This window comes from Neobacillus rhizosphaerae (assembly GCF_050477885.1).
Classification (GTDB): Bacteria; Bacillota; Bacilli; order Bacillales; family Cytobacillaceae; genus Neobacillus; species Neobacillus rhizosphaerae_A.
Genome location: NZ_JBCNAC010000001.1, coordinates 13,938 through 40,463, shown reverse-complemented (window position 1 = coordinate 40,463; position 26,526 = coordinate 13,938). Strand labels below are relative to the sequence as shown.

At 35.9% G+C, this 26,526-nt stretch carries 30 protein-coding genes and 1 pseudogene; 10 read left to right on the top strand and 21 right to left on the bottom strand.

Translation table 11 applies throughout. The annotated features are described in order from the left end of the window. The 7 genes from ABES03_RS00225 to ABES03_RS00195 all read right to left on the bottom strand — a co-directional run. Nucleotides 1-487, bottom strand: a 487-nt coding sequence (locus ABES03_RS00225) for an AraC family transcriptional regulator (RefSeq protein ID WP_430114140.1), incomplete at its 3' end; no start/stop codon positions are given. Nucleotides 488-583: 96 nt separating this feature from the next. Next, nucleotides 584-1,003, bottom strand: coding sequence for a hypothetical protein (locus ABES03_RS00220; protein WP_430114139.1), 420 nt, complete (start codon nt 1,001-1,003; stop codon nt 584-586). Continuing rightward, nucleotides 1,000-1,158: a hypothetical protein gene (locus ABES03_RS00215; protein ID WP_430114137.1), complete on the bottom strand. Its 159-nt coding sequence runs from the start codon at nt 1,156-1,158 to the stop codon at nt 1,000-1,002. Before ABES03_RS00215 ends, ABES03_RS00220 begins: the two co-directional genes overlap by 4 nt. Before the next feature lie 147 nt (nt 1,159-1,305). Continuing rightward, nucleotides 1,306-1,593 carry a hypothetical protein gene (locus ABES03_RS00210; protein ID WP_430114135.1) on the bottom strand — a complete coding sequence of 96 codons (288 nt, stop codon included), beginning with the start codon at nt 1,591-1,593 and terminating at the stop codon, nt 1,306-1,308. 69 nt (nt 1,594-1,662) lie between these two features. Beyond that, nucleotides 1,663-2,100, bottom strand: a complete 438-nt coding sequence (locus ABES03_RS00205; RefSeq protein ID WP_430114134.1) for a VOC family protein — start codon at nt 2,098-2,100, stop codon at nt 1,663-1,665. A 455-nt stretch (nt 2,101-2,555) separates the two neighbouring features. After that, complete coding sequence (locus ABES03_RS00200) at nt 2,556-3,593, bottom strand: threonine aldolase family protein (RefSeq protein WP_430114132.1); 1,038 nt, start codon at nt 3,591-3,593, stop codon at nt 2,556-2,558. A 277-nt stretch (nt 3,594-3,870) separates the two neighbouring features. Further along, on the bottom strand, nt 3,871-4,416 hold the full coding sequence (locus tag ABES03_RS00195) for a GNAT family N-acetyltransferase (protein ID WP_430114129.1): 546 nt from the start codon (nt 4,414-4,416) through the stop codon (nt 3,871-3,873). Nucleotides 4,417-4,667: 251 nt separating this feature from the next. Between ABES03_RS00195 and ABES03_RS00190 the strand changes: the two genes are divergently transcribed. After that, entirely contained in the window at nt 4,668-5,636 is a 969-nt protein-coding gene (locus tag ABES03_RS00190; protein ID WP_430114126.1) for an NAD(P)-dependent alcohol dehydrogenase, read from the top strand. Nucleotides 5,637-5,679: 43 nt separating this feature from the next. Here ABES03_RS00190 and ABES03_RS00185 read toward each other — a convergent pair whose 3' ends face one another. Together ABES03_RS00185 and ABES03_RS00180 are read right to left on the bottom strand one after the other, a co-directional pair. Then, nucleotides 5,680-5,949 (bottom strand): DUF3949 domain-containing protein, encoded by a 270-nt coding sequence (locus ABES03_RS00185; protein WP_430114124.1) that lies wholly within the window; start codon nt 5,947-5,949, stop codon nt 5,680-5,682. A 144-nt stretch (nt 5,950-6,093) separates the two neighbouring features. Beyond that, nucleotides 6,094-6,930, bottom strand: a complete 837-nt coding sequence (locus tag ABES03_RS00180; RefSeq protein ID WP_430114122.1) for a pentapeptide repeat-containing protein — start codon at nt 6,928-6,930, stop codon at nt 6,094-6,096. Nucleotides 6,931-7,411: 481 nt separating this feature from the next. Between ABES03_RS00180 and ABES03_RS00175 the strand changes: the two genes are divergently transcribed. Next, a complete protein-coding gene (locus ABES03_RS00175; RefSeq protein ID WP_430114120.1) occupies nt 7,412-8,053 on the top strand; it encodes a hypothetical protein in 642 nt (213 codons plus the stop codon). 85 nt (nt 8,054-8,138) lie between these two features. Here the strand turns inward: ABES03_RS00175 and ABES03_RS00170 are convergent, their stop codons facing one another. Beyond that, nucleotides 8,139-9,005, bottom strand: coding sequence for a D-alanyl-D-alanine carboxypeptidase family protein (locus ABES03_RS00170; protein WP_430114118.1), 867 nt, complete (start codon nt 9,003-9,005; stop codon nt 8,139-8,141). Nucleotides 9,006-9,133: 128 nt separating this feature from the next. Continuing rightward, complete coding sequence (locus ABES03_RS00165; protein WP_430114116.1) at nt 9,134-9,694, bottom strand: class I SAM-dependent methyltransferase; 561 nt, start codon at nt 9,692-9,694, stop codon at nt 9,134-9,136. Between the two features lie 153 nt (nt 9,695-9,847). On the opposite strand from ABES03_RS00165, the gene ABES03_RS00160 reads away from it, so the two are divergent. Further along, on the top strand, nt 9,848-10,021 hold the full coding sequence (locus ABES03_RS00160) for a hypothetical protein (protein ID WP_430114114.1): 174 nt from the start codon (nt 9,848-9,850) through the stop codon (nt 10,019-10,021). A 56-nt stretch (nt 10,022-10,077) separates the two neighbouring features. Here the strand turns inward: ABES03_RS00160 and ABES03_RS00155 are convergent, their stop codons facing one another. Further along, a complete protein-coding gene (locus ABES03_RS00155; RefSeq protein ID WP_430114112.1) occupies nt 10,078-10,632 on the bottom strand; it encodes a GNAT family N-acetyltransferase in 555 nt (184 codons plus the stop codon). A gap of 232 nt (nt 10,633-10,864) precedes the next feature. Further along, nucleotides 10,865-12,301, bottom strand: coding sequence for a glycoside hydrolase family 1 protein (locus ABES03_RS00150; protein WP_430114110.1), 1,437 nt, complete (start codon nt 12,299-12,301; stop codon nt 10,865-10,867). Nucleotides 12,302-12,529: 228 nt separating this feature from the next. Between ABES03_RS00150 and ABES03_RS00145 the strand changes: the two genes are divergently transcribed. Beyond that, nucleotides 12,530-13,255, top strand: a complete 726-nt coding sequence (locus ABES03_RS00145) for a MurR/RpiR family transcriptional regulator (protein WP_430114108.1) — start codon at nt 12,530-12,532, stop codon at nt 13,253-13,255. A gap of 56 nt (nt 13,256-13,311) precedes the next feature. After that, nucleotides 13,312-13,881: a dihydrofolate reductase family protein gene (locus tag ABES03_RS00140; protein WP_430114106.1), complete on the top strand. Its 570-nt coding sequence runs from the start codon at nt 13,312-13,314 to the stop codon at nt 13,879-13,881. 135 nt (nt 13,882-14,016) lie between these two features. On the opposite strand, the pseudogene ABES03_RS00135 reads toward ABES03_RS00140, so the two are convergent. Further along, a pseudogene (locus tag ABES03_RS00135) lies at nt 14,017-14,175 on the bottom strand (DUF4440 domain-containing protein); the annotation flags it as partial. A 107-nt stretch (nt 14,176-14,282) separates the two neighbouring features. Between ABES03_RS00135 and ABES03_RS00130 the strand changes: the two are divergent. Next, the gene (locus ABES03_RS00130) at nt 14,283-15,719 is read left to right on the top strand and encodes a PLP-dependent aminotransferase family protein (protein ID WP_430114104.1); all 1,437 of its coding nucleotides are present in this window, start codon (nt 14,283-14,285) and stop codon (nt 15,717-15,719) included. 467 nt (nt 15,720-16,186) lie between these two features. Further along, nucleotides 16,187-17,968, top strand: coding sequence for a multicopper oxidase family protein (locus tag ABES03_RS00125; protein ID WP_430114103.1), 1,782 nt, complete (start codon nt 16,187-16,189; stop codon nt 17,966-17,968). A gap of 493 nt (nt 17,969-18,461) precedes the next feature. Here ABES03_RS00125 and ABES03_RS00120 read toward each other — a convergent pair whose 3' ends face one another. The 3 genes from ABES03_RS00120 to ABES03_RS00110 all read right to left on the bottom strand — a co-directional run bounded on the left by ABES03_RS00120 (nt 18,462) and on the right by ABES03_RS00110 (nt 21,956). Next, nucleotides 18,462-18,908, bottom strand: coding sequence for a YfmQ family protein (locus ABES03_RS00120; protein ID WP_430114141.1), 447 nt, complete (start codon nt 18,906-18,908; stop codon nt 18,462-18,464). A 371-nt stretch (nt 18,909-19,279) separates the two neighbouring features. Next, on the bottom strand, nt 19,280-20,269 hold the full coding sequence (locus ABES03_RS00115) for an aldo/keto reductase (RefSeq protein WP_430114101.1): 990 nt from the start codon (nt 20,267-20,269) through the stop codon (nt 19,280-19,282). An 817-nt stretch (nt 20,270-21,086) separates the two neighbouring features. After that, entirely contained in the window at nt 21,087-21,956 is an 870-nt protein-coding gene (locus tag ABES03_RS00110; protein WP_430114100.1) for an SDR family oxidoreductase, read from the bottom strand. A 209-nt stretch (nt 21,957-22,165) separates the two neighbouring features. Here ABES03_RS00110 and ABES03_RS00105 point away from each other — a divergent pair, with 209 nt between their 5' ends. Next, a complete protein-coding gene (locus ABES03_RS00105) occupies nt 22,166-22,606 on the top strand; it encodes an Rrf2 family transcriptional regulator (protein WP_430114098.1) in 441 nt (146 codons plus the stop codon). Nucleotides 22,607-22,694: 88 nt separating this feature from the next. Here ABES03_RS00105 and ABES03_RS00100 read toward each other — a convergent pair whose 3' ends face one another. Continuing rightward, a complete protein-coding gene (locus tag ABES03_RS00100) occupies nt 22,695-23,093 on the bottom strand; it encodes an iron chaperone (RefSeq protein WP_430114097.1) in 399 nt (132 codons plus the stop codon). Nucleotides 23,094-23,778: 685 nt separating this feature from the next. Between ABES03_RS00100 and ABES03_RS00095 the strand changes: the two genes are divergently transcribed. Together ABES03_RS00095 and ABES03_RS00090 are read left to right on the top strand one after the other, a co-directional pair. Continuing rightward, the gene (locus ABES03_RS00095; RefSeq protein WP_430114095.1) at nt 23,779-24,324 is read left to right on the top strand and encodes a hypothetical protein; all 546 of its coding nucleotides are present in this window, start codon (nt 23,779-23,781) and stop codon (nt 24,322-24,324) included. Between the two features lie 65 nt (nt 24,325-24,389). Next, nucleotides 24,390-24,578 (top strand): hypothetical protein, encoded by a 189-nt coding sequence (locus tag ABES03_RS00090; RefSeq protein ID WP_430114093.1) that lies wholly within the window; start codon nt 24,390-24,392, stop codon nt 24,576-24,578. Nucleotides 24,579-24,605: 27 nt separating this feature from the next. On the opposite strand, the gene ABES03_RS00085 is transcribed toward ABES03_RS00090, so the two are convergent. The 3 genes from ABES03_RS00085 to ABES03_RS00075 form a co-directional block, all read right to left on the bottom strand. Further along, complete coding sequence (locus ABES03_RS00085; RefSeq protein ID WP_430114092.1) at nt 24,606-25,427, bottom strand: STAS domain-containing protein; 822 nt, start codon at nt 25,425-25,427, stop codon at nt 24,606-24,608. 116 nt (nt 25,428-25,543) lie between these two features. Beyond that, the gene (locus ABES03_RS00080) at nt 25,544-25,933 is read right to left on the bottom strand and encodes a VOC family protein (RefSeq protein WP_430114089.1); all 390 of its coding nucleotides are present in this window, start codon (nt 25,931-25,933) and stop codon (nt 25,544-25,546) included. A gap of 96 nt (nt 25,934-26,029) precedes the next feature. After that, nucleotides 26,030-26,518, bottom strand: coding sequence for a hypothetical protein (locus tag ABES03_RS00075; RefSeq protein WP_430114087.1), 489 nt, complete (start codon nt 26,516-26,518; stop codon nt 26,030-26,032). Nucleotides 26,519-26,526: the final 8 nt, after the last annotated feature.

Genomic DNA, 26,526 nt, shown 5'->3' with positions numbered 1-26,526 from the left:
TCCACATGGCTGTAATTTCCGGATTTTCTCCTTCAAAAATAATGGGAACTCTTTTCATGATACCAACTATGTTAAATGCCTCTTTTTGTTCCATTCGGTAATTCATTTCATATCCTCCTCTAATGGATAATTGAAAGGTCATTAGTGGATAGGCTTTTAATTGCTGGCCATTGTTTCTTGCCTCTGACGGCGTTACCCCATGTAAAATTTGAAAAGCTCTAGTAAACGAGTCCGGCGAGCTGTATCCATATTTCATCGCCACATCAATTATTTTTATATGACTATTTATAAGCTCCAATGCGGCCAAGCTAAGTCGTCTACGACGGATGTATTCTGATAATGTAATACCTGCAAGAAAAGAAAACATTCTTTTAAAATGATATTCCGAACAATGAGCGATTCTTGCCACCACTTTGAAGTCTATTTCGTTAGTGAGGTTATCCTCGATATACCTCATTGCATCATTCATGTTCTTTAGCGAATCCATTAAATGACCTCCTTTCATCAATAGAATAACAGGATTTGAATGTGACCAACCGACATTATGTGCACCATTTTGTCGGTATGTTCCTAGCTTTAACTTTTAACACAAGGATAACTTTTCATTTAAAAATCCTTTCATATATTCCTTCAATTCCTCTTTTACTTCTTCCACTGATTCATCAAGTAGTTCACCGATAATCTTGCTTCCTGGTATGTTTTTTGAAATCGGCACTCCTAAGAGAGTGCGTTCACATTCCCAAATTTTTATTATATGTAAGTCAATAAGTTCACCATTTTTGTCAGTTTGATCTGATACTCCAATTGCAACTGAGGAACTATACCTTGGCTTAAAAGAGTCGTCGCCTTCTTTATCGAAATCAGCATCTAATTCTAAGTTGTTCTTTGCAAAAACAGATTTATTTACTGTTAAAAATTTTTCTGTATTTTCTTTTAATTCCGCTTCAGTATTCTTAATCTTTATCTTTAGGTCTTCTGTAATATCCTTTTGTTGATATTTCAAATCAAAATCACTTCTCTTTTAATTAGGATAATTAGTGTGTAAAGATAAATCATCTTCCCATAAGCCAGTACCCCAAGCTCCATTACTAATAATCCTGCAGTTCGATGTTGCGTATTTATTTCAACAAAAATAAGCTTTAATCCTTCTTGGATCAACGCCCCCGTTCGTGCAATAAAATATGGATCGTGGCAGCAGCCATCCAAGTCTTTTATCTTGCACCCATTAGTTCAATCAGCTATGGACTTTTTCTATCGAGCCACTTTAGTACAAGACGACATTTAGGACGATTGTACCTTTATTATTTACTGATTTATAACAGAAACTCCAAGCCATCCAACCAGTAAAAAATTGGGAGATACCAACAAGACGGTTAACCATATAAACTTCTTAGACAGGGCAACCGCTGACCCAACAAAAAAAAGTGGAAATACTAAACCCCATACTAAAAAACGGGGTGTAGCGGCAAGATAAAGTGATAAAGGTAATATAAGTATTGATGATATTACAAGAAAATTAGGTTTTTTTAAGCTAATAGCAAAAATTGAGACCAAAAGAGAAGCAAGCATAAAAGGCCAAAATAATAGTTGCATATAGTTCCTCCAATTTTCCCAAACGAAATATTAATCTTCTTCCAATTATATTCCATCCCCATTCAATATTTATCTGATTTTCTCCGCCAACTCTAAAATAATTCCCTCTGGACCACGAACGTAGCATAACTTATAACTTTCTTCATATTGCTCTATCTCACTAAAGATTTCCGTGCCCTTCTTTTTCAATTTTGCAACAATCGCTTCAAGATCTTCAACAGCAAAGCAAATATGTCGAATACCCAGCGTATTTGCAAAAGGTTGCTGAATACCTTCTTCATCTGACGGCGTATAAAATTTAACTAGCTCTATCCATGCCTGACCATCTGGCATCCCCATTCCTACACATGCCGTTTTAACACCATTAAGCCCAACTATTCTGTCCAACTGTTCTCCATCCAATTCCCATTCCGCTTGCACTTCAAGTCCTAAATCAACAAAAAACGCTTTAGCCTCTGAAAGATCATTTACGTTAATACTCACATGATCTATTCTATTGATCTTCATATCTCATACCTCCTATATCCTGTTATTTTCAATACCTGTATTTAGTGTAAGGTTTGTTTGAATTTCTAATTCGCTTAAAACAGAAATTATCCTTCTTCAACAAACCAGCCCCGTTAGCGTAAGTACATCTTTTCACAAACTTTATTTACTTAACATATATATCTAGCAATAACGTCTAGTCTATGCATTTTTTTAGTCAATTTGTATATCAAATTATGGTTGTGATTGTAGGGGTACAACAGCCATTGTACCCCTACAATTTGAGGTGCATTTTCCCATACAAATTTTTATGAAATTTCCGCACAAATAGCTTTACACCAATAAAAAATGAGTGTCAATTTCATATGCAAATTGACACTCATTATCTTACATTTTTAATGTTTGTGATAGGAAACGGAACCTGTTACTTGAGAACTTTCTTCTTTTCCAACAGTTCTCAAGAGCCAATAAAATTTTTAAAAGTTCAAGTTTACTAACATCTTAAAATCCTCAATAAACTCTTCTACCTGGTCCTCTTGTGTTGCCCAAGAAGTAACAAGGCGAATGGCTGAATGCTTCTCATCGACCTTCTCCCACACATGAAAAGCATACTTCTTTTCTAATTCGGCAATGACTGAATTCGGGAGAATCGGGAAAATTTGATTCGATGGAGAATGGATTAAAAACGGAATATCCGCCTTGCTTATTTCGTCTCTAAGTCTACCTGCCAGCTTATTTGCATGCATAGCCAAGTCAAAAAACAGATTATCCCGGAATAGCTCAAGGAACTGAATACCCATTACTCTTCCTTTAGCAAGAAGCGCCCCTTTTTGCTTAATATGATAGCGGAAATCCGCTTTGAGAGAATCGCGGCAAATGACTAGCGCCTCTCCTATAAGAGCACCGTTCTTAGTTCCGCCAATATAAAAAGCATCAACAAGTTCAGGGAGATCACTCAATTTCAAGTCATTTTCATCAGAGCATAGCGCAGAACCAAGTCTCGCACCATCCATATATAAAATGAGATTGTTCTCATGACAGAAATCTCGTAGCTGCTCGAGTTCCGTTTTTGTATAAATAGATCCTATTTCAGTGGAATTCGATATGTAAACCAGCTTCGGCTTTACCATGTGCTCATCTGGATGACCTTCAAGTACAGCCTTCACATGGGTGGGATTCAGTTTTCCATCTACACCATCAATGGAAATGATTTTATGTCCAGTTGCTTCAATAGCACCCGTTTCATGCCCTAAAATATGTCCGGAACTAACGGCCATTGCCGCCTCGTGTGGTCTTAAGAATGCAGAAATAGCGGTTAGATTTGTTTGTGTCCCGCCTGAAAGTAGGTGGATATCCACATCCGTCCGTCCCAATTTTTCCTTTAATAACTCTATCGCTTGTTGGGTGAATTGATCTTCCCCATAGCCATCTGCTTGGACAAGGTTGGATTCAAGTAATGCGTTCAGGATTCTAGGATGTGCGCCTTCGCTGTAGTCGTTCTTAAAGCTGTACATATCGTTGCCTCCGTCTAATTTCATGAATTGTTACTATATTTCTATCGTACCATAACTATCTACTATTCCCTACAATATTGCCACGCTCTTTTTCGGTGTAAAATTACACATTTCTCTAGAGATTCACGATTTATCAGCGGATTTTAGTCTTTTATCAGCGAATATTAAAATATATCAGCGAATCTCAGTTTTTATCAGCGAATTTATGATTTTATCAGCGAATCAATAATAAGGACTAGATCAATGAGACGCCATTTTCTTACCGAATATCTCGAAATCATATTATTTTATTCGCTTCCCACTCTTCTCGTAAAAGTCCCATCCTAATAGAATCATAGTATGTTCCATTATAGTATCGGACCTTCCTAATCCTCGCTTCCAAGGTCATCCCAAGCTTTTCCCCCACCTTAATCATTCGTTTATTTCCTGACCAGGTGGTGTACCCTACCCGTACCAATGGTAAGGTATTAAATAGATGATTGATCAAAAGACGAAGTGCTTGTGTTCCATATCCTCCACTCCAAAATTCCGGTTTATAAATGACGATCCCCATCTCTAGCCAATTAGAAGGTCTATGCTCCCAATAGTACCCTAGTGTGCCGATTAGCTCCCCCGCTACTTCAATAGCCCATCGATTTTCCTGTTCGATATAAGATTCTTTTTCATTTACAAACTCATCATATGGAACATGCTTATGTTCAAAGTAAGGAGCATCCCATTTTTTCCATTCAGGTAATTTCTCGTTATAAATCAACTCCCATAGTTCCGGCAAATCTTTTTCTACAATTGGACGAATAACTAAATCATCTATTTTATAATGCACAGGTCCCTCCGGTTTGATTAATTTCTCTTACTATTTCTACATCTAAATCATTATTCCTTTTTAAAGATGTGACCTACATTATTTTTAAACCTTCAATTTCCAAAGTTTATTTAGGGCAATGTTAATGGATTTTGGTTTTGAATGCCTTTTAATTGGAATATGTATTACTTAGAGTTTTTTGAGTCATTTGTACTACTTCATGCATACATCCTTGTATCTTTGGAGAATTTTGGAAATGTAGGAGGAATTATATGAAAGCTGTCGTTTCTGACCAATACGGTCCACCCGATGTACTTCAATTGCAAGAAGTGGATAAACCTGTTCCCAAAGACAATCAAGTTCTTGTAAAAGTTCATGCAACGTCACTGAATTTTGGTAATCTTGTTCTTTTAAAAGGAGAACCGTTCTTAGCTCGCTTTGCATTCGGACTGACAAAACCGAAATACCGTATACCCGGTGGTGACATTGCAGGTTGTGTGGAAGCAGTCGGCAAGGATGTTACACAATTTAAACCAGGCGATGAAGTGTTAGGTGACTTATCCGGGTGTGGTTGGGGTGGTTTCGCAGAATATGTAGCGGTTCCTGAACATGCATTAGCATTAAAACCTGCTAATCTATCATATGAGGAAGCTGCCGCTGTACCAATGGCGGGGGTTACTGCTCTACAGGGGCTACGGGATAAAGGGAAGATTCAATCTGGCCAAAAGGTGTTAATCAATGGCGCATCTGGTGGTGTAGGGACTTTTGCTGTTCAAATCGCCAAGTCTTTCGGGGCTGAAGTAACGGGTGTGTGTAGTACTAGGAACATAGAGATCTTGCAATCCATTGGGGCAGACGATGTCATTGACTATACTAAAGAAGATGTTACGAAAAAAACGAAGACGTATGACCTGATTGTTGGTGTTAACGGACATCACTCCATTTCAGATTACAAACGGCTGTTAAATCCTAATGGAACTTTTGTTCACGTTGGTGGTTCCGGCTCTCAAATGTTCCAAGCGATGGCTTTAGGACCTTGGATTTCTCTGACTGAAAAAAAGAAAATGGGTACCTTTTTACAAAGAGCGAACCAAAAGGACCTGATTCTTATGAAAGAACTAATTGAAGACGGCAAAGTAAAGCCTGTGATTGATCGAAGGTACAAATTAAGTGAAGTGAAAGAAGCCTTCAGCTATTTTGCAGAAGGCCATGCGCAAGGGAAAGTGGTCATTTCTGTATAAAATGAAAAAGATGCCTCATTTCAATTCGAATGAGGCACCTTTCTTAGTATTCCAGCTTTTTATGTTTCCATTTATACAAGAGAGTAGCTAGCAGGTTTGCGCCTATAAACAGAATATTTCCTTGTGCATTATAATGCAGCTCCTGATTTTCGAAACTCATTTTATCATAATATTCTGCTTGGCTGAGACCAATTTCCTTACGTTTCTTATCCTCTTCTTTTAGATGTTTAACGTACTTATATTGAACGGGTAAGAGAATGAGCGATAACAAGAGGTATGCTCCAATAATCCCTAAAGTAGTATATAGACCCATATGAAATTCTCCCCTCTCTATAAGAAAATTTTCCTTAATACATTATACGTCTAAAAAATATATAAGTTTCATTTTATGGAATAATTTAACATTATCTTACAAAAGAAAAACCCTCCATTCAAGGAAGGCCATGTTCATATATTTCTATACCAGCCAATGTGAAGGAACGTGTAATGAAGCTGGTAAATTAGTATCTCGATCACCTTTTGCCGCATTGACTTGTGCTTGGGTCAGGAAAATACTGCCATGTAAATTCGCACCACTTAAGTCTGCATCCCTTAGGTCAGCTCCAATAAAATCAGACATTCTCAAATCAGAATTTCGAAGGTTAGCTGCAATAAGCAATGCTCCTCTAAAATTGCTTCCTCTAAGATCATTTCCGCTTAAATTGGCACCAATCAGACCGATTCCCTTTTTGACCTTACTAGATCGATTCTTGTCTTTCTTCACTTTTGCACGTACAAACTCACTTGTTTGGAGCAATAGATTATTTACCACCGCTCTATGGTTTGGTATATCAAGATTTAATAGTTCGTTTGGACTTAGATGGGTTAATTGTTCAGTATCTTCTATAGCTTGTAGTAATTCGTCATAAATTGGACGAGCTTTTTCATTACCTATTGCCTCGTTTAGATAAAGGAGCATTTCATGGAGTTGCTGCATGACGGGAAATACGTCAAACATTTCCTCGGCTAACTCTGGATTTTCACGCCAATCCTTTCCTATATACGTGAATTGGGATACCTTTTGACCTGCACCAAAGCACTCATATACTGTACACCCTTTAAAACCTTTATCTCTTAAATGACTATGAATTCTGCAACGATAATCTGACTGCAAGTTTTTACAAGGAGTTCCCCCCTCTTTATCAAAGGCAAAGTCTGCAGATTTTGCATAAGGTAAAGCTACGCAACATAATCCAAAACAGCTTTCACAGTCAGCACGTAAATGATTTTGATTTCCCCTTTGTTGTTCGGACAAAACCTTCACTTCCTTTTTACTAGCTAAACAAATTAAAACATTCCTCGTAGTTCATCATCTGTAAATTCCTTATTTGTTTTATCATATTAAAAAATTTTAGGACGTATATCTAAATCCTTAGGAATCTTCTTGTAATGAAAATAAATCTCATTTTTTGATACATTAATAGGATAACTAAATGTATTAGTGTAGTCGACTATTTCTTCAATATGATCAAAAGTCAATTCAGGATTTCTACCCAATACTAAGAATAAAATGCAAAACTACCGATAAAAACCAATAATATCAATTAAAGAAATTTTTTATTCAATGCTCATCCCCCTATACATTGTTAAAGTATTCTACTATTGTTATTAAAAACCTTGTTATAAATAATTGTTTATTAATAAATATAGTTCACCTAGTCCAATATTTAATTGGAATATTTTGTATAGTTTAGTAGAATAGAATTTGGAAGATTAATTAAAAGTGAGGTAACTGCATGAAAATAAAATGGGGTACCGTATTTCTATTTACAACAATAGCAAGCTTAGTATGGGGAGTTAATCAAGAAAAACAAATTTTAGGTCTTGAGGATAAAGTTAATAATTACGATTATGCTATATCAGAAAATCTTCACCTTCAAATGGCAGAAATTGTCCAGAATATTGACAGAAGCGAAGCAATTATCTCGCGTACACTTGAACAAAAGAAAATCAATCAGGATGAATATGACGCATTAAGAGACGGATTATTAGCAATACACTACCATTTTAAAGAAGGGCACAGTTCCTTAATATATAGTGACCCGTGGTTTTCAAAGAGGGAATCTTCTGCTTTAATTTATGATTTGACTGAAGCTTCACTAACATTATGTTCCGATACGGCTGGCATCTCTATTAATAAAGAATTGACAGAAAATGATTTACGAGAATTACACGACGCTCAAACTTACCTTAGACAATGGCAAGAATCTATCCAAAAGGAATTCCCTACAGCAGTAGATTTAATCCAAAATGATAAGTTAAGTGAGTACGTCGAGAGGTTTAGAGACAATGAGCATTGGTATAATGTATTAAAACAAATGCAAAAACCCACCAAGGAATACCAAGCAACAGGTGTAAGACCCGGTTCTTCTTCCTAAAAGGATTCATTTACCTAAACCGTAATAAAAGCGTCTCTGCTCAACGAGCAAAGACGCTCTTTCTATTGACTAATCAAAGGTAGGATTACCTTTGGATGACTGGATTCGCATTTTTCATATAACTAAAAGAATAGTTTGCCATCGTTTGTATATCTTTGTATTTTGATCTTTTGTTTTTTGATTTCATGACCACCGAGATAATTTCCTTGTCTCCCTTTTTTAGATATTCCACTAGTGTATGCTGAGCGGCACTTGTAAATCCAGGTTTACCCGCGACTACGTTAGGCATAGCACCAATATTGACTAAATTCCGGATGATTTTTTCTTGTCTGCTCGTTTTAATGTCCGTGGTTTGTGTCGACATGACTTTGAGTACCATCGGGTGTTTAATCGCTTCTTTTGTAATGATCGCCATATCATAGGGCGTTGTATAATGGTTAGGATGATGCAGACCGTTAGCCGTAACAAAATGGGTGTCTTTGAGATTCCATTGTTGCACTTTTTGGTTCATGAGATTTGCGAAACCTTTCTCACTTCCTGCGACGTTTTCAGCAATAACAACCGCGACGTCATTCGCACTCAGCAATAACAAAGCTTTCATTGCATCCTGTTTCGTCATCCTTTCACCTGCTCGAAGACCCAAACAGAGACATTCTTGATTTGCTGCATGCGGACTAACCGTTAACCATTCTCCATCCTCCATTCTTTCATCTAAAATTGTGGCCGTTAAAACTTTTGTCATACTTGCTGGATACGATTTAGAATGAGCATTTTTGTCGTAAAGAATCTCTCCAGTCTTGGCATCTATGGTGACTCCATACTCACCTTCAATTTGTGGAGTTGGTGGTGAATGTATCTCAACCTCCGCCGAACTGCCCTTCATTATGAGCATTCCATTCAATATCATAAGAACTAATAGTGATGTTGCAACAATTTTCCCGATGTTTGTCATGATGTACCTCCAGTTGAACGAACCTCAATTATTATCCGTTTTATTTTGTTCCAGTTTTAACAGAATTACTACATAAAAAATGGGGACAGTCCCTCACTGCTTTAAAGCGGTGAGGGACTGTCCCCGTTTTAGCGTTTTATTGCGTCAATAATTAGGGATGGGAAGACTAGTTTATCCCTTTGATTTCTTGGATCATATCTTTTTGACCGAAAGATTACTCCTTTTGTTCCTTCCCACTTATTGAAATGAAATTCACCATTTTCATCACTATATTCAAGTAAATGAACTTCAAATCCAGCTGTTTGGAACATTTTCGTTAAGGTTTTATAATTGTGGACAATTTTATGACTCGCAGCGGGATGGTCTAATGGACCAGGTCCCCCAACCTTAACGATGTTTTGATAGTTTTCGTCTGGAAAGAATGCATCTGGGACCGCACAACGAATGTATCCAGATGGCTTTAAAAACCTATAACAAAGCTTTGCCGCTTCTACTCCCTCTTCAAATGTAAGATGTTCCCATACGTGTTCCGCTAAAATAGCGGTTAAAGAAGCTGGACTAAACCGAGTAGTCCATGTTGTTTCATCTAGCAAGTTTAGTTCCTCTTCCTGGGTATGAAGCCAACCTGGATTATTATTATATTCCCCTGCCCCAATCACCAGTTTGATCTCTTTTTGTTTTTCTTCCAAGGGTTCTCCTCCTAAAAAATTCGTTTTCACTATATTCACTTTTAAAATACAAAAAATGTTCACAATCTACAAAATCAATCGTGATTTATGTCACATTTCATTGATTTAAAATCAATTAAACTAAATTTAAGTTAATACTAAGGGGGATTTAAAATGTTAGTAGCTTGGTTAATTACTATTGGTTTATTTTTGATGTGTATCTATGCAACAACGGTTATTATTAATGGACTCAAAGAAAAGGATCAACTTGACATAGCTGAATTGCAATCTCAACTTAAAAAGACAGCGAAGAATAATGATAAAAAAGATATGAAACTAGCAATATAAATGTACAGAAACTAAAAACAACTTCAAATTGGAGTTGTTTTTTTAGTTATTGAAAACTAGCTGATTTCTTGGGTCAAATCGCTGATATTAATTTTCCAAATCATGTGGTCAAAGCCTTCGCCCCAATAATCATTTAACAAGTAATCAGGTTCACCAAATTTCTTCTTCCAGATTTGTTGCGCACGAGCATACCCACTATCTAAGCAAAATTCTTCTATGCCTTTAAGTTGTAATTCGGAATATATGGAATTCAATAACGCTCTTCCTATTCCCATTCCTTGATACTCCGGATGAACAAATACAGTCCCTACTTCGTGGAGCCCGTTAAAAGCATTCTTTGTACATTTACATATGAGGTTGCTAGCCGGACCGTATTCGATAGAGCCCACAATTTTGTCGGAATGCCATGCAATCAAAAAATATCGATTTACACCATTGCTAGCAAAATCACTTAGTAAGTATTTTTTCTTCGTATTAATTTCTGCTTCGATGTCCTCACATTTCTCTCCAATACCTTCTTTAGTAAACGTATCAATTATGACTTTTTCAAAGAGTTGATTTAACTCATTTGTGTCCTCTATTCTGGGCCTTCTTATTTCTATGTTTAACACTTTAAAAGCACTCCTTGTTTCTATTATTAACTTAGATTTCTAGGTGTACCTAAAATTCTCCTCTTTCTATGACTAGTTACCGCTAGTTCTCTTTTTCCTCCTTCACGGGCACTAGTCACACCCACTAGTTACCGTTCTCCTCACTTTCCCTCTTTCACGGGCAACTAGTCCCCACCATTTTTTCACATTAAAAATGCGCCCCTGTATAAAACAGAGACGCACACGTTACTTTTTATAGTTTTTCCCCATTTGTTTCAATAACGTCTTTATACCAAAAGAAGGACTTTTTCTTTTTCCGGGCCAATGTGCCGCTTCCATCATCATGTTTGTCTACATAGATGAATCCATACCGTTTAGAGTACTCACCTGAAGACATGCTCACCATGTCAATACATCCCCAGGTTGTATATCCCATCAGTTCAACTCCATCTTCAATGGATTCACCCATAGCTATAATGTGATCTCGAAGATAATCAATTCGATAGTCATCATTAATCGAGCCATCCTCTTCTACCTTGTCATAGGCTCCTAATCCGTTTTCGACAACGAATAATGGTACTTGGTAGCGATCGTACAATTGGTTTAAGCCTATCCGCAAACCAACAGGGTCGATTTCCCAGCCCCAATCACTTGCCTTTAGGAAAGGATTCTTCACTCCGCCGATAAGATTTCCTTGTGCATTCTCAAGATCTGACTTCTCTTTTTTCTCGGTTCGGGACATATAATAACTAAGTCCAATATAATCGACAGTACCTTCCTTAATTAATTCCAGGTCACCCTCCTGAATATCTAATTCAATATTATGCTCTTTGAAATAGCGCTTAATGAATGTAGGATATTCCCCACGTACCTGAACGTCCGCACAAAAATAGTTGAAAAAGCGTTCTTCTTGAAGGGCATACATGACATTTTCCGGATTGGAATCGTACGAATAAACAGGTGCATATAGAATCATACAACCAATTTGAGCATCTGGAATAATTTTGTGACAAGCCTTAACAGCAATAGCACTGGCAACAAATTGATGATGATATGCCTGGAAGGTTGGCGTGTACTTGTCTTCTTCTTTATGAATAGCGAAACCAAGACCCATGATTGGCATAATTAATCCACTATTAATTTCATTAAATGTCATCCAGTATTTCACTTTGTTCTTATAGCGATTTAAGATCGCATTTACATATCTTTCAAAGAATGTAACAACTTCACGATTTCTCCAGCCGCCGTATTCTTTTACAAGATTTACAGGCATTTCATAATGAGAAATCGTCACTACAGGCTCAATTCCATGTTTATGCAATTCGTCAAAGACACGGTCATAGAATGCCAGACCTTCTTCATTCGCTTCTAGTTCATTACCATTTGGAAAAATTCTTGTCCACGCAATTGACATACGGAACACTTTGAAACCCATTTCTGCAAATAAAGCTATATCTTCCTTGTAACGATGGTAGAAGTCAATTCCTTCATGGTTCGGATAGCTGTATTTCTCGCGGTCGATTTCAAAATTAAAGCCTGGGGATTGTAGAATGTTTAGTCGTTCTTTTCCACCAGGAAGAACATCGGCAATATTTAATCCCTTATTTCCTTCATCAAATCCGCCTTCCATCTGATTGGCAGCCGTTGCTCCTCCCCATAAAAAACCTTTAGGGAATTGATATTTATTCATAAGAGTTACCTCCTGATATTTTTTCCATAATCATTACTATTTGTTAGATGGTTACATTCTATAAATAAGTATAAAAGTATAATAACTACCTTTATCTAGATAGTAAATAAAGGAGGAGTATCTTGTTTTTAATAACGAAATTAGTCATTTGTTTCATAGATGTAACACTGTGTTTTCTTGTGCTAAAATGGAGTATAGATTAATGAAGATTAAGGAGAATTATAAAACATGTTTTCAAATGAGGTAATCGCTTCTTTCAATGAATTAGAAGCTTCTTTATACAATTATATTTGCCAAAACGGTGATAAGGTTGCTTATATGCGTATACGTGAGCTGGCCGATGAAACACATGTATCAACTGCAACCATTTTACGTTTTTGTAGAAAAGTAAATTGTGAGGGTTTTTCCGAATTTAAAGTGAAGTTAAAAATACATTTAGAAGGAAATAAAAAGACTGTTATAAAAAGTGCTCATCATTCAGTCGTAGAGTTTTTTGAGCGGACGCTAAAAGGTGATCTAGAGGGAAAAATTAAACAGGCTGCCAGTCTAGTTAACACAGCAGAAAATGTGATTTTTATCGGAATAGGCAGCTCAGGCATTCTTGCGGAATATGGGGCGAGGTACTTCTCGAGCTTAGGGAAGTTTTCGTTGTATATTAAAGACCCGCATTTTCCGATTCACACCAAGCTCCGCAATGACAGTGTGACCATTGCATTGTCAGTTTCAGGAGAGAATAATTTCACCGTCACACATTTAAATCAATTAAAACAAGAAGGTAGTAAAATTATTAGTATCACAAATAATAGACTCTCAACCATTGCAAAAATCTCGGATATCAATATTCCTTATTTTGTAACTGAAGAATTTGTAGAAGAAGCGAATATTACGACACAAGTACCTGTTGTTTATATTTTGGAGTCTATGGCCCGAGAAATTCATAAACTGAATCAATGATTTATATTTTAATCTAACCAACCGCCACCATATTAATGATAAAAGGATGAAGAGTTATGACAAATAACGTAAAACAGAGAAAAATAATTTTAGATTTAGCAGTTACTTTAGATGGTTTTATTGAAGGAACAAATGGAGAAGTTGATTGGTGCATTATGGACTCTGATATGGGGTTCACTGATTTCTTAAATCAAATTGATACTATTTTATATGGTAGAAAAAGCTACGATTTATGGGGACAATATATTCCAAAATTTGAAGACTCTGATACCGAAAAGGAAATTTGGAAATTGATTCATAGTAAAAAGAAATATGTTTTTTCTAAAACACAAAAAGAGACTGATAATCAAGCAAAATTTATAAATGATAATATTCTTGAAGAAGTAAATCAATTGAAGAAAAAGTCTGGTAAAGACATTTGGCTATATGGTGGAGCAAGTCTCATTACAACTTTTATAAATTTGGGGCTTGTTGATGAATTTAGATTATCTATTCACCCTGTTGTTTTGGGAGAAGGAAAACCATTATTTATTGATTTAAAACAGAGGATAAATTTAAAAACGGTTAATACAAGAACATTCTCCTCTGGTGTTGTGCAAATAATCTATCATTGGAATGGTAACTAAAATATCTTTTATTCCAATGATATATTGTAATAAATATTTTAAGGTAATACTCGACAGTGGTTTCACCTATTGAACTAAGGGGGAACCAATTATTTAGGGTTTCCCTTAATATTGACCGATTATCAACATTGTTGTTTAATAGAGCCTTAATAAATCCGTACCATATGAATTATCGATGGCACAAAGCCATTTACCTTGAACATTTTTCTTAAACACATAGGTTGCTTTTCTTTCCATAGAATACTCCTTATCATTTTTGCTTTCGGCTTCGAGGAGCGTTTGGGAAATCCCTAGATTGCCTTTGATTCCCTTCTTCCTAATAAGACGTGTCGAATGAATTTTAATTAGAAAAAGGATACAATACTTTAAAGAAACTTAAATCGATTCAAAGGATGTAACAAATGGATTGGAAACCAGATAGAGAATCTAAAAAACCCATTTATAAACAACTAGCGGATTATATAGAAAAAGGTATTGCAGATGGCTCTTTTCCGCCTGATAAACCCTTACCTTCTGAAAGAGGGTTGGCCAAAGAGCTTGGTATCAATCGAAGCACAGTGGTTTCTGCCTATGACCTATTAGAATCAAATGGTCTGATTAATAGAAATAGAGGCAGTGGAACAACAGTTAGTAAAGATATTTGGGGAATCACTAAGAAACGAATTCCTAGTTGGAACAGGTATATTGAGGCAGGTCCGTTTTTACCCAATTTGCCGGTAACCCAAAGATTACATAAAGAGACGGCAGAGCAAAAACTAATAAATTTGGCCAGTGGAGAATTATCACAAGATCTTTTTCCCATGTCCTCTCTCAGAGAGATTACATCTAATCGATCTTTTATTGGAACCTTGGGATATGACCATCCTCAAGGAAATCCGATTCTAAGAGAAACCCTTACTAAACATGTTGAACAGTTTCGCAGCATAGAAACGGATCCATCATCCATTTTAATTACATCAGGGGCACAGCAAGCATTACATCTAGTTGTTCAATGTTTGTTAAAACCTGGTGATGCAGTAGCAATCGAAGATCCTTCGTATCATTACAATTTGCCCGTATTTAAATCTGCAGGTATTAAAACTTATTTTTTAAAAGTGGGTAAGGACGGAATTAACCCCAATGACATAACCGATTTATACAAAAAACATAGAATACGGATGATTTTTTTAAATCCAATCTTTCAAAACCCTACTGGCACATTAATGTCTGAAAACAATCGAAAAAAGGTGTTAGAGTTATCTTCTGAATTTGGAATTCCAGTTGTGGAGGATGACCCGTACAGTTTAACCTCTTTTTCAGGGGAAAAGATACCGACTCTTAAATCATTAGATCGTTATGGAAATGTTTTGTATATAAGCTCACTTACCAAAATTATTGCTTCAGGTTTAAGAATAGGTTGGATTATTGGTCCAAAAGCAGTGATTGAGAGATTATCAGATGCCAAGCAGCAAGTTGATTTTGGGCATGCAAGTTATAACCAATGGATAGCAAATGATTTTTTAGAATCTAGAGATTTTGAAAACCATTTAAATTATTTAGGTAGGCAATTAGAAAGTCGAAGAAATCAAATAGTTCTCAGCCTTCAGTCATATTTAAATGAACAGGTAGATTTTCATGTTCCTGAAGGTGGAATCCATATATGGTGCCGGATAAAAAAAGAATTCAATGAAAATCAATTACTTGAAGAATCTATCAAAAGAGGAATAATATTTGTACCTGGCTCAACCATGGGCTCTGAGAAAGGATTTGTCCGCTTTACCTTTTCAAGAGAAAATGAAGATAATATTCATGGAGGAATCAAACGGTTTGCTGATGCTCTGAATGCTGTTACCAGTTAATTTTCAAAAAATACTTAAAAATAGCTTGTTTTTTTGTAACGGGTTCCGTTACCTATCGGTAATACCCGAAAATGTAACCGAATTTGTACCGTCTTTTTTATAGGGATTTGTTAATAACAATAAAATGGCTCAGTTCTCTATACTGAGCCATTTCCTTTATCTATTCCCCCAAAATAATCAGCACTTTTAATCTGTATTCAAGATTAGTAAAAAATTATCCTTCTTGTTCTAACCTGACCCGTTACTTCAATAAAGAAAAAGATCGCCGTAGCGAACAATCTTGAGCTCAAGCCCCTTTTTCTTTATATACATCTCTTCACAATCTTGCATTCAGATCAGCGGCCTGCTAATGCCTCGATTAATTTTCCTTTTGTACCCCTGCCCCTAACATATCCCTTTTCTTCCCCATATACTGCTAGTACAACTTAATAAAAATTGTTCCATAGGAAAAGGAGGAATTAAATAATATGGCATTAGCCAAGTTTGTTGATGCTTTACCTCTCCCTTCAGTAATTCAACCTGTTGGACATCGAAATGGAATACCATACTTTGAGGTAACGATGAAACAGGTGAAACAACAGCTACACAGAGACTTACCGCCAACAACTGTTTGGGGGTACAATGGAACCTATCCGGGTCCAACCTTTGAAACAAGACGGGACCATCCTATCTTGGTTAAATGGATCAACAATCTGCCATTTGAACATCTATTACCTGTTGATCGCTCGATTGAAGGTGCAGAACCGAAACAGCCTTCCGTCCGAACAGTTGTTCATCTACATGGAGGACGAGTTCGTCCTGAAAATGATGGGTTTCCGGAAGCTTGGTTTACTAAAGATTTTAAAAAAAGGGGGCCAAAATTTCTACATGAAGTATATTACTATCCAAACTGCCAAACCCCTGCCCCTCTTTGGTATCATGACCATGCTCTTGGGATTACACGTTTAAATGTATATGCTGGACTGGCAGGTCTTTATTTTATCCGTGATAAACATGAAGAGAGCTTAAATCTTCCTAGTGGCAAATTTGAAATACCGTTACTGATTCAAGACCGCTCCTTTTACCCGGACGGGGAATTATTTTATCCTTCACAGCCAGATCCCCTCCCACCTGTATCACCATTCCCAAACCCATCAATTGTACCTGAGTTTTTCGGAGATACGATTTTGGTGAATGGCAAGGTCTGGCCATATCTTGAAGTGGAGCCCCGTAAATATCGCTTCCGAATCTATAATGGGTCGAATGCTAGATTCTATCAATTACAATTAAGCTCAGGTCAAACATTTGTACAGATTGGATCAGAAGGTGGCTTATTTGAAGAGCCTGTATATGTCAACGAAATTATCCTTGCACCTGCAGAACGTGCAGATGTGATTATTGATTTTTCAATGTATAAGGGTCAGCAAATTATTCTTACAAATAGTGCAAACGCACCATTTCCAAGTGGCGAGTCACCAACTGCGGATACATCACAAGTAATGCAGTTTCGTGTAAAAAAACATCTATCTCAACAAGATACTAGTGATGTTCCGGACATCCTAAGTTGTTTCGAGCGTTTAACCCCTACTCAAAATACACCGATTCGTCAAAATACATTAAATGAAGAAACCGATAATTTTGGACGACTACTGCTATTATTAAATCATATGGAATGGAGAGAATCACCCATTACCGAAACTCCAGTAAACGGCACAATTGAAGTCTGGGATCTCTATAACCAAACCGTAGATACGCATCCCATTCATTTGCACTTAGTTCAATTCCAAGTTCTTAACCGTCAAGAGTTCACAGTAGACTCGTCAGGCCACTTTATGCTTGTCGGTCCTGAGATCCCGCCTGCCGCAAATGAGAGAGGCTGGAAGGATACCGTCCGTGCAAATCCACATCAAGTTACCCGGATTATTGCCCGCTTCGGACCATTCACTGGCATTTATCCTTGGCACTGCCATATCCTTGAACATGAAGACCATGATATGATGAGACCATTCGAAGTCCTTCAAAATCCAAACTTTAACCCATGCATCCCGATTCCAGGTGTCTGTCCAGATGATTCATTTACTCAATGCTGTCATGAGGACAACGAACATTGTGGATGTAAGGATGACCATGACCATGATAAGTCAAGTTCTCACGATGAATCCAGTTCTCATCACCATGATGAGTCAAGTTCTCATGATGAATCCAGTTCTCATCACCATGATGAGTCAAGTTCCCATGATGAATCAGGTCCTTATTATCACCATTCTTAAAATTAAGCTATGTTAAACAACAATGTTGATTTTAAGACTCTTATGGGAGAGTATGGTTCAGGGGAGACACTGCAGGCGCAAGCGCCGAGGAGGCTTACCGAAATACCCACGAACCGCTCGCGTTTGGAGCGGAAATCAACAGGTAAGTTTAACAGATCCTAAAAAATGCTTAAAATCAAGAGCTAGTCTCTTCATATTTCTTATTCTACTAACCCGCTTCTTTACTTCAATAAGGAAAATGCTATTCTTCGTTATTGAAGAATCGCTTAATAATGAACAGCACGAAATATATAGCGATGATATTAAGATGAGGTGCATTATTAAAGTTCTTTTTCTGCAAATGGGGCTCCTCCTTCTTTCACATAGAAATCGCTATATATCAATTAAAAATGCCTATCAAATTAACATTTAATAGGCATTTTCCTTTACATTTTTAATTGTTTGCGATGAAAAAGAAACCCGATAGTGTTAATTACTGACTTTTTAACTATCTTTAAACTGCATCTCTCGTTACTGAAAAAGAACATTTTTGGAGGCTGTCTGATAAAATACTATACGCCGCTACTTTCTTCTTATACTGTTTCACTACATCCACATGATCTTCGTAACGGAATACAAACAACCTAGTGGCATGTTTACCTTTTTGCGAATCAATGACTATTGGAGGTCCACTGTTTTCTGGATGTAAATATAACTCCTCTGTTCCTGGGAAAATATACTGCTTATCTAAGAAAACAGCTTTATTAAAATCATGAATAATCTGTTTCTTTTCTTCCCCTTCTATGAGTTTTCCGTCAAGGGTTACCGTTACCTCTTGATCAATCAGTTTAGAATGGACATCAAATTTTTTGATAATCCATTCCACCGTACCAGTTGGCAAACAGGTCATTAAGATCTTCAGCAAGCTTATTACAATGATCGAAATTATTGTCCACATCATCATTCATCATCTCCGTTATCATAATAGCCGTAAAAGAGTCAGCACTAATCAATAACGACGAGTCCCGACTAATTTAGCCATATATATATTCCAAGTGAAGTTAACGCAATAAAAATAATAAATACATATATTAGTGTTAAATTAGTTGTATTTCTTTTTGTAGAACTACTATAGTTTTCATCTGGTTTTTTCGTTAACAACAAGGTGGAAACCACCGAAATAATTAATATCAAAATAACCAACCCAAACATAATATTCATAGTACACCTCTTGCATTCTTATTGTCTATTAATAAATTTTATAATAACCTACCTTTATAGATTATGAACCATCCAATTCATTTAAAAATAGACCATCCACTTTGTAATACATTAATGAAACCATTTCTTCCGTGGTTTAGCGTAGTATTCACCTGAGACTAATTCTGAAGGAACTGCTTCCTCTATTCGTGAAAGGTCGTTTAAATTTAATTTTAGATCCACTGCACCGAGTGATTCGTAAAGTTGTGACCTCTTTCTCGCACCAATTAACGGGATCACATCCTCCCCCTGAGATAAAACCCATGCAATAGCCATCTGGGCAACTGTTGCCTGCTTTTCTTTTGCAATTTCACGCAATGCCTCTACAAGGGCTAAGTTCTTTTCAATATTTTCGCTGGTAAACCGCGGTGCTTTACCACGGACATCTTCGGAACCTACTACACGCTCTTTTGACCAATTACCACTTAGCAGCCCCCTTGATAGAACACCATAAGCCGATAGGGAAATACCTAATTCCCGCAAAGTAGGAAGGATATTTAATTCAATCCCTCTATTAAAAAGAGAATATTCTATTTGCAGCCAACTTATTGGATGGACAGCATGAGCGCGGCGGATGGTATCGACCCCAACTTCGGAAAGCCCAATGTGTCGAACATATCCCTCCTTTACCAAATCAGAAATGGCACCAACAGTTTCCTCTATAGGTATATTAGGATCTACACGAGCAGGCTGATAAAGATCTATATACTCGACACCTAGGCGCTGTAACGTATCCTTAAGAAAATTCTTTACTGTACTTGGACGGTTATCAACTTCCACATTATTTTTATCAGGCGAGTGAAACTTCCCATCAAATTTTACTGCAATGAAAACATTGTCTCGTTGTGATCCTTGTAAAGCTTCACGTAAAAGTAATTCGTTATGACCATCACCATAAAGGTCGCCGGTATCAAAAAGTGTAATACCTTCCTCAAGTGTCTCGTGAATTGTAGCTATACTTTCGCTCCGATCCGTCGTACCATATAGCCACGACATCCCCATACAACCAAGGCCAATCTCAGAAACTAATGGACCATTGACACCAATTGTTCTTTTTTTCATTTTCATATCCTCCTTCTTTTTGTGAAGCCAATCTAAGTGTGTTCACCCTCTAATCTCTTCCTAAAAAAATTAGGGCAAGAACAACAAAGGACTAACCTAAAAGATTAGTCCTTGACGAAAATTTAGAATTAAGTTTTACGATTGATCTTGGAAGTAACTACAGGCCAAAAATATAAAGTCAAACCAACAGAATTATTTACTCAATTAACAATATTATCTCATATTTTGATTTCTTGTTCCATCATTTTCCTCCTTTTATTAATAATGCTGTTTTTGCAAAGATTGTTGTTATTCATACTTATGTTTTCTATTAAAGTCTCACATCTTTTGACTTGATTACTATTAATTTCATTCAAGTTGCCCGAAGTTGCCCTGCCTTCTGACAATGTTTCTGTTTTTTCCGCTTACTCTGTCCGGAGTTCCTTTGCCTTCTGACAATGTTTCTGTTTTTTCCACCTAAACGGTCCGAAGTCGCCTTGCCTTCTGACAATGTTTCTGTTTTTTCCACCTAAACAAGTCCGAAGTAGCCTTGCCTTCTGACAATGTTTCTGTTTTTTCCACCTAAACGGTCCGAAGTCGCCCTGCCTTCTGACAATGTTTCTGTCTTTTCCGCCTAAATTGTCCGAAGTTGCGTCAAGTTCAGATAGATCTAAAGTCCAAACACTCAATCTGTCCTAAGTTGCTTTTGAATCAGGAACAATAAAGTACAAAGAGCAACAAAGTTTACGAAAAGAGCCTTTAATAAAGAACAGCCCATGGGAATTCCATTGAGCTGTTCTTTAATTAAATAGTTTTATATTTTTATTTTAACCAAATCTTATGCTTCTGAGATTCCATTAACAATTTGAATCAATGCCTTGCTAATTGGCGTTGCAGGACGACCAAGCAGTTTTTCGAAATCCTTGCTTTCAATCTCTAATGCACCATCACGAATCCCTTTCTGGATATCTACAAGAAACGGAATGATAAATTCTGGTACGCCAGCACCTTTCATGATGTCCGCATATGTTGCGTCATCGACATGCTGTACCGCTATTTCTTTACCTAATACAGTTGCAAGTGCAGAAACTAGTTCATCTTGAGATAGTAGTTTACCTGAAAGCTCAAAGATTGTATTTTCATGTCCATTACCAGCCAAAACAGCTGCCGCTGCCTCAGCATAATCTTGTTGAAGTGCCCATCCCACCTTGCCTACTCCAGCTGATGTAACCCAAGGAGCTCCAGCCAATACACCTTGAATGCTGCTAACTTCATTTTCCAAGTACCAGTTGTTTCGTAAAAAGGAGTATGGAATGCCACTTTTTAAAATGGCTTCTTCAGTAGCACGGTGTGGTGGTGCAAGGAACATCGAAGTTTCTCTTGCATTTGCTAGACTTGTATAGGCAATGAATTTCACTTGAGCACGCTCTGCCGCTTTTACTGCAGCTGTATGCTGACGAATTCTTGTTTCATTGTCCCCATCTGCAGAAATAATTAATAAACGGTCAATACCTGCAAAAGCAGAATCTAAGGTTTCCGGCTGATCAAAATCTCCTCGTCGAACTTCTACACCACGAGATTTAAACCTTTCCGCTTTCTCTGGATTGCGGACACTGACTGCAAGATTACTTGCGGGTACAGTTTTTAATAATGCTTCAACAACTTTCGTTCCTAATTTCCCTGTGGCGCCTGTTACTAACATTTTCATATTCTGTTCCTCCAAGTTATTTATGTGATTCAATTATCTTGTAACTATTTTGATTACCTGTAACTATAATAGTTACTTCTTGTGTTTTTGTCAATCAATTAAAACGAAATTTATTTTGATATTTTTATCAAATTTTTAGGTATAATAAGGTTGTAATCATTTTAATTACATCATAAAGCTTGAGAATGACAGAAGGAAGGTGATCACCGATGTCCATCAGCAGTCGCTTTGCTGTGGGAATTCATATATTATCTCTTATTGAGTATAATAAAGATGGAGTAAGCTCTTCTGAATTTTTAGCTGGAAGCGTAAATACAAATCCAGCTGTTATTAGAAAACTAATGGGAATGCTAAAAAATGCGGGGTTAATTACCGTTCGCCCTGGGGTTGCAGGTGCTGAACTTGCTAAGGATTTATCTGAAATTACATTACTTGACGTTTATAAAGCTGTAAATGTTGTACAAGATAAAGAATTGTTTAGTGTGCACGATAATCCAAATCCATCGTGTCCAGTTGGCAGGAACATCCAAAACACTATTGTTCCACTGTTTTCAGCTGCTCAACTAGCTTTGGAGAAAACACTTGCAAATGTAACAATTGAAGATGTTGTAAACGGCATTAAAGAGAAAGACCAATTAAACATTACTTAAAATAAGCACATAAAAAAACATTCCTTTTCGGGATGTTTTTTTATGTGCTAAAACTATTTCTTTGAACTAATAATTTAAAGACCTTATTTTAATATATTTTTTTCTTTTTCAATTTCCTTTCTGCTTCTTTCTTTATTTCTTCAGCAACTCTAAATTTAACGATCTCACTTATTAATTCATATGGTAGTATCTGATCTAAAGGAAATTGTACCGCTCCTTTTGAACTTTTATAATCAGAAATTTTATGTTTAAAAGCCTCGATTCCACTTGAAGTTGGATAAAAACCGATATGATTTTTATAGGCAGCGAAATGCACTAGATTTCTATGTAAAACAAAAGTTGGCATTTTATAGCTTATCTTTTCTTTTGCATCTGGTGCAGTCTCCACTATAACCTTTCTTAAGGCTTGCAGTTTTTCCTGAACCTCAAGAGGAAATTGTAGTATGTATTCGTCAATTGAATTAAACTTCTTTTTGATTTCTTCCATGATTTCTCCTTTCACAAATCATTCATCATTTTCTTATCAAGATGCGTAACCTCCTAATCATTCAGCTTTGAATGAACATCAGTCTTTTTGTCTATTAATTAATTTAATCATAAACCTAAATTTATTGATAATTAACCATCCAATTGATGGATTCATCATTATGATCGAAAAGGATAATTCTTAAAAAATTAGGGAATAATCATGTTATATTCCTTGGTTAAGGAGGGACGTATGTTTTTATTTATTAAAATTCTAATATGTACTGTCCTAATGTTATTTTGGCTTAGAGCTTGTAAAAAGGACTTAATTCAAACTCTAGGTAACTTTTTTTTCATCCTTTTTATTGTTACTTTATTTTATGATATTTTCGCACTTAATCAAAAAATAATTACATTTACGGATTCGTCGGGAAATCTTATACATAAAATTATTGATCGAAGTTTTCTTTTACCCTTATCTTTATTTTTTTCACAGAAGATTTATCGGGCATTATTCTTGAAAATGTTGTTATCAATTGGATGGATATTTCTCTGTTATTATCTTGAAACCTTAAATGAACAGTTTAATATAGTAAAGCTAAATAAATGGACTCTTTATAAATCAGCATATATGGGAAGCTCCATTATTATTTTGTCCCTTATCATGTCATATACATTTGATAAGCTAACAAGGAGTAGTATAAACAATGCCCCTACCAAATAAATTTGATGAAAATGAGATTTTTATACTCATTCTCTGTGTTCTTTACTCCTTTATTTTTGTAAAATTACTTCCTAAACGATTTACTTATTCAACCAGCATAATATTATTTTTGTTTAATATTTCAATTGGAATAACCGTTGATCATTTTCTTGCAGGCCCTCCACTTGATTTATATGATGTTATGGATTTAAAGGAATTCGAGTTGTTCGATTTAATTATATATATATTTATCTATGGACCTGCCACCTATTCCTTTATTTACATTTACGACAAATGGGTTTACCAAAAATCATATATAAAAAAGGTTTTATATCTTTTATTCATATCACTCCTAAATACAGTTTTTGAATATGTAGCAGTCTTGTTAAATGTCTATGAATATAATGGTTGGAAAGTATATTATTCCATTCCAGTATATTTGTTAGTTTATTACACCAATATTTACCTTCTAAAATTACTAAAGAATACTGAAAGTAATCAAGAATATCTTAAGGCTTCGTCACATGCAAATTCGGGGAATGTAGACTAAAACCTTTACAAAAATACAGCTCATTATTGAGACGGAACAAATATAAACTACAAAAAATAAAGCACGTGAAAAAGACATTCCTTCCATGGATGTCATTTTTACGTGCTCCTATTACTATAAAATTATTTGGAATTACTTGCTGTGCAGTGGATGCTTCTGGGTTAAAAATAAATCAGATTTCCAAAATTGATATTCCTCAGCAGCCATATGTATTTGATGCAGAAATAAAGATTAATACTATTTATCAGTACTAAATTGATAGAATTCCTTTATTGTGCTTGCTAAACAAGGTGAGTATTTAATGTTTGCTGTAACGTTGCTTTTGTTTCTGTGTAAGTGTGAAGATCAATTCCTAAATGAACCATTTTTCTAACAAGTTCTGGACGTAATCCAGTTATGATTGATTTTGCCCCCATCAACGTAATACCAATCAAAACCTTTTGAAAATGAGAAATGGTTAATTCATCCATGTCCGAAATTCCAGAGAGGTCAATAATCAATGTTAGTATTCTTAGCTTTGAAATATCTGTTAATACTTTCTCTTCAATAATTTCCATTCGATACGGATCAAACGAACCAATTAATGGTAAGACAGCTACCGTTTCACTAACCGGTATGATGGGTACCGAAAGATGTTCAACTAATTTCCTTTGAGAACGTATTAATTCATCTTTATACTCTGAATAGCTAATAAAAAAGGTATTTAAAAATTCATCTATCCCGTCATTAACGTTCTTTTCCATTTCGTAAAAATCATCAATATAACTATCATTTTCATCTAACGCATCATATAATTTTATGAAATGCCATAAAGCACGTCTTATGGCATGTACCCATTCTAGTTTAAAAGAAAGGGTTAAAGAATGTTTCGCCCAAGCGACACCCTCTTCTTTAGCAAAAATAATGAGTTCATCTTTAGTATTTTCCACAACATAAAGTGCTAGCCTTTGAGCATTTTTTAATAGATCAATATTTCCAGCTTTTAAAATACTTTCGATATTTGATGCAACATTAACTGCCTCAGATAAAAGTTTCTTTTGAAAATCCCCATTGTTATTGATAAGATATTCCGAAATATTTCTTGTGTCATAAAAGGTACTCAAAGATAGTTCCTCCCCTATGTAAATTATTTAAAGCTCCATTAAGTTATTACCCCACTTTGTTAATACCCACTATTTTGACAAATAAACATATATTTTTAAAAAACTTTTTTCTTTATTTAACAAGTACAAGCCATAAGTACATTTCCATCAGGGTCAGCGAAGTTAAACCAAGCAAATTGCTCCCCAATTCTCTCAATTTCTCTTACAATTTCTATGCCACTTGCTTGTATAAAACTATAAGCCATATCAATATCTTCGACCCTGAAATTAAAGATTGGACCTGATCCTGGTTGATGCTTAAAGTTAGGATCAAATGTGTGATCATCCAAGGTTAATCCAGTTGTCCCACGAATGGGTATATTATAAACCGGTGATGTTATTTCACTATACTCAACATCAATTCCTAATAATCTACTGTACCATTCCACTGATTTTTTCAAATCACTTACGTGTACAAATACAGCTCCCATCTCATTTTTGATAGGGGTTACCTTCGAACTATTCATTACCATCATCCTTTCCTGTCCTTCATTTCCATATTAAGTATTTCTATTCTAAAAAGTTAAAACCTTTTTTTTACAAAAAAAAACACCTACCCCAGTTTATCGAACAAAGGGGAAGGCACCAACTTGATTTTGACAAACTTTATTTATTGCTTTTACAACAAGATCTGGATCCTCGACATGAATATTGTGACCGCTATTTTCGGCAATCCATAGTTCTCCATTTGTTGATAACTTAGACATTTCTTCTGCTACTTCTTGCAAGGCTTTTTTCGTTTCAACCACTTCTATCTCTGAAAATCCATTTAGGTTTTCAACATTTCCACTTTTAATCACCACTAAAGGGACATGGCTAAGAGATGAACCTCTTACGGCGTTATATCCAGCATCTAGATTTGAAAACTCGCTTGCAACAGCCTTTGCGGTTTTATTTAAAAAGAGTGTAGAGTGATAGATTGATTGTAGTTGCTTTGGAAACCTCTTAAGTATTTCTTCAATCTGGGAAAAGGCATGCAGTTTACCCATGATTCTTAAAACACCAAAATAACACATATACTTAAGAAGCTTAAATGCTTTCCTTCCCATCATTTGCCCCT

Excerpts from the sequence above, each read along its gene's own strand:
- ABES03_RS00210 (WP_430114135.1), bottom strand. The coding sequence starts at position 1,593 with ATGCAACTATTATTTTGGCCTTTTATGCTTGCTTCTCTTTTGGTCTCA.
- ABES03_RS00205 (WP_430114134.1), bottom strand. The coding sequence starts at position 2,100 with ATGAAGATCAATAGAATAGATCATGTGAGTATTAACGTAAATGATCTT.
- ABES03_RS00200 (WP_430114132.1), bottom strand. The coding sequence starts at position 3,593 with ATGTACAGCTTTAAGAACGACTACAGCGAAGGCGCACATCCTAGAATC.
- ABES03_RS00190 (WP_430114126.1), top strand. The coding sequence starts at position 4,668 with ATGAAAGCTGTCGTTTCTGACCAATACGGTCCACCCGATGTACTTCAA.
- ABES03_RS00185 (WP_430114124.1), bottom strand. The coding sequence starts at position 5,949 with ATGGGTCTATATACTACTTTAGGGATTATTGGAGCATACCTCTTGTTA.
- ABES03_RS00175 (WP_430114120.1), top strand. The coding sequence starts at position 7,412 with ATGAAAATAAAATGGGGTACCGTATTTCTATTTACAACAATAGCAAGC.
- ABES03_RS00170 (WP_430114118.1), bottom strand. The coding sequence starts at position 9,005 with ATGACAAACATCGGGAAAATTGTTGCAACATCACTATTAGTTCTTATG.
- ABES03_RS00160 (WP_430114114.1), top strand. The coding sequence starts at position 9,848 with ATGTTAGTAGCTTGGTTAATTACTATTGGTTTATTTTTGATGTGTATC.
- ABES03_RS00150 (WP_430114110.1), bottom strand. The coding sequence starts at position 12,301 with ATGAATAAATATCAATTCCCTAAAGGTTTTTTATGGGGAGGAGCAACG.
- ABES03_RS00145 (WP_430114108.1), top strand. The coding sequence starts at position 12,530 with ATGTTTTCAAATGAGGTAATCGCTTCTTTCAATGAATTAGAAGCTTCT.
- ABES03_RS00140 (WP_430114106.1), top strand. The coding sequence starts at position 13,312 with ATGACAAATAACGTAAAACAGAGAAAAATAATTTTAGATTTAGCAGTT.
- ABES03_RS00130 (WP_430114104.1), top strand. The coding sequence starts at position 14,283 with ATGGATTGGAAACCAGATAGAGAATCTAAAAAACCCATTTATAAACAA.
- ABES03_RS00125 (WP_430114103.1), top strand. The coding sequence starts at position 16,187 with ATGGCATTAGCCAAGTTTGTTGATGCTTTACCTCTCCCTTCAGTAATT.
- ABES03_RS00120 (WP_430114141.1), bottom strand. The coding sequence starts at position 18,908 with ATGATGTGGACAATAATTTCGATCATTGTAATAAGCTTGCTGAAGATC.
- ABES03_RS00115 (WP_430114101.1), bottom strand. The coding sequence starts at position 20,269 with ATGAAAAAAAGAACAATTGGTGTCAATGGTCCATTAGTTTCTGAGATT.
- ABES03_RS00110 (WP_430114100.1), bottom strand. The coding sequence starts at position 21,956 with ATGAAAATGTTAGTAACAGGCGCCACAGGGAAATTAGGAACGAAAGTT.
- ABES03_RS00105 (WP_430114098.1), top strand. The coding sequence starts at position 22,166 with ATGTCCATCAGCAGTCGCTTTGCTGTGGGAATTCATATATTATCTCTT.
- ABES03_RS00100 (WP_430114097.1), bottom strand. The coding sequence starts at position 23,093 with ATGGAAGAAATCAAAAAGAAGTTTAATTCAATTGACGAATACATACTA.
- ABES03_RS00095 (WP_430114095.1), top strand. The coding sequence starts at position 23,779 with ATGCCCCTACCAAATAAATTTGATGAAAATGAGATTTTTATACTCATT.
- ABES03_RS00080 (WP_430114089.1), bottom strand. The coding sequence starts at position 25,933 with ATGAATAGTTCGAAGGTAACCCCTATCAAAAATGAGATGGGAGCTGTA.
- ABES03_RS00075 (WP_430114087.1), bottom strand. The coding sequence starts at position 26,518 with ATGATGGGAAGGAAAGCATTTAAGCTTCTTAAGTATATGTGTTATTTT.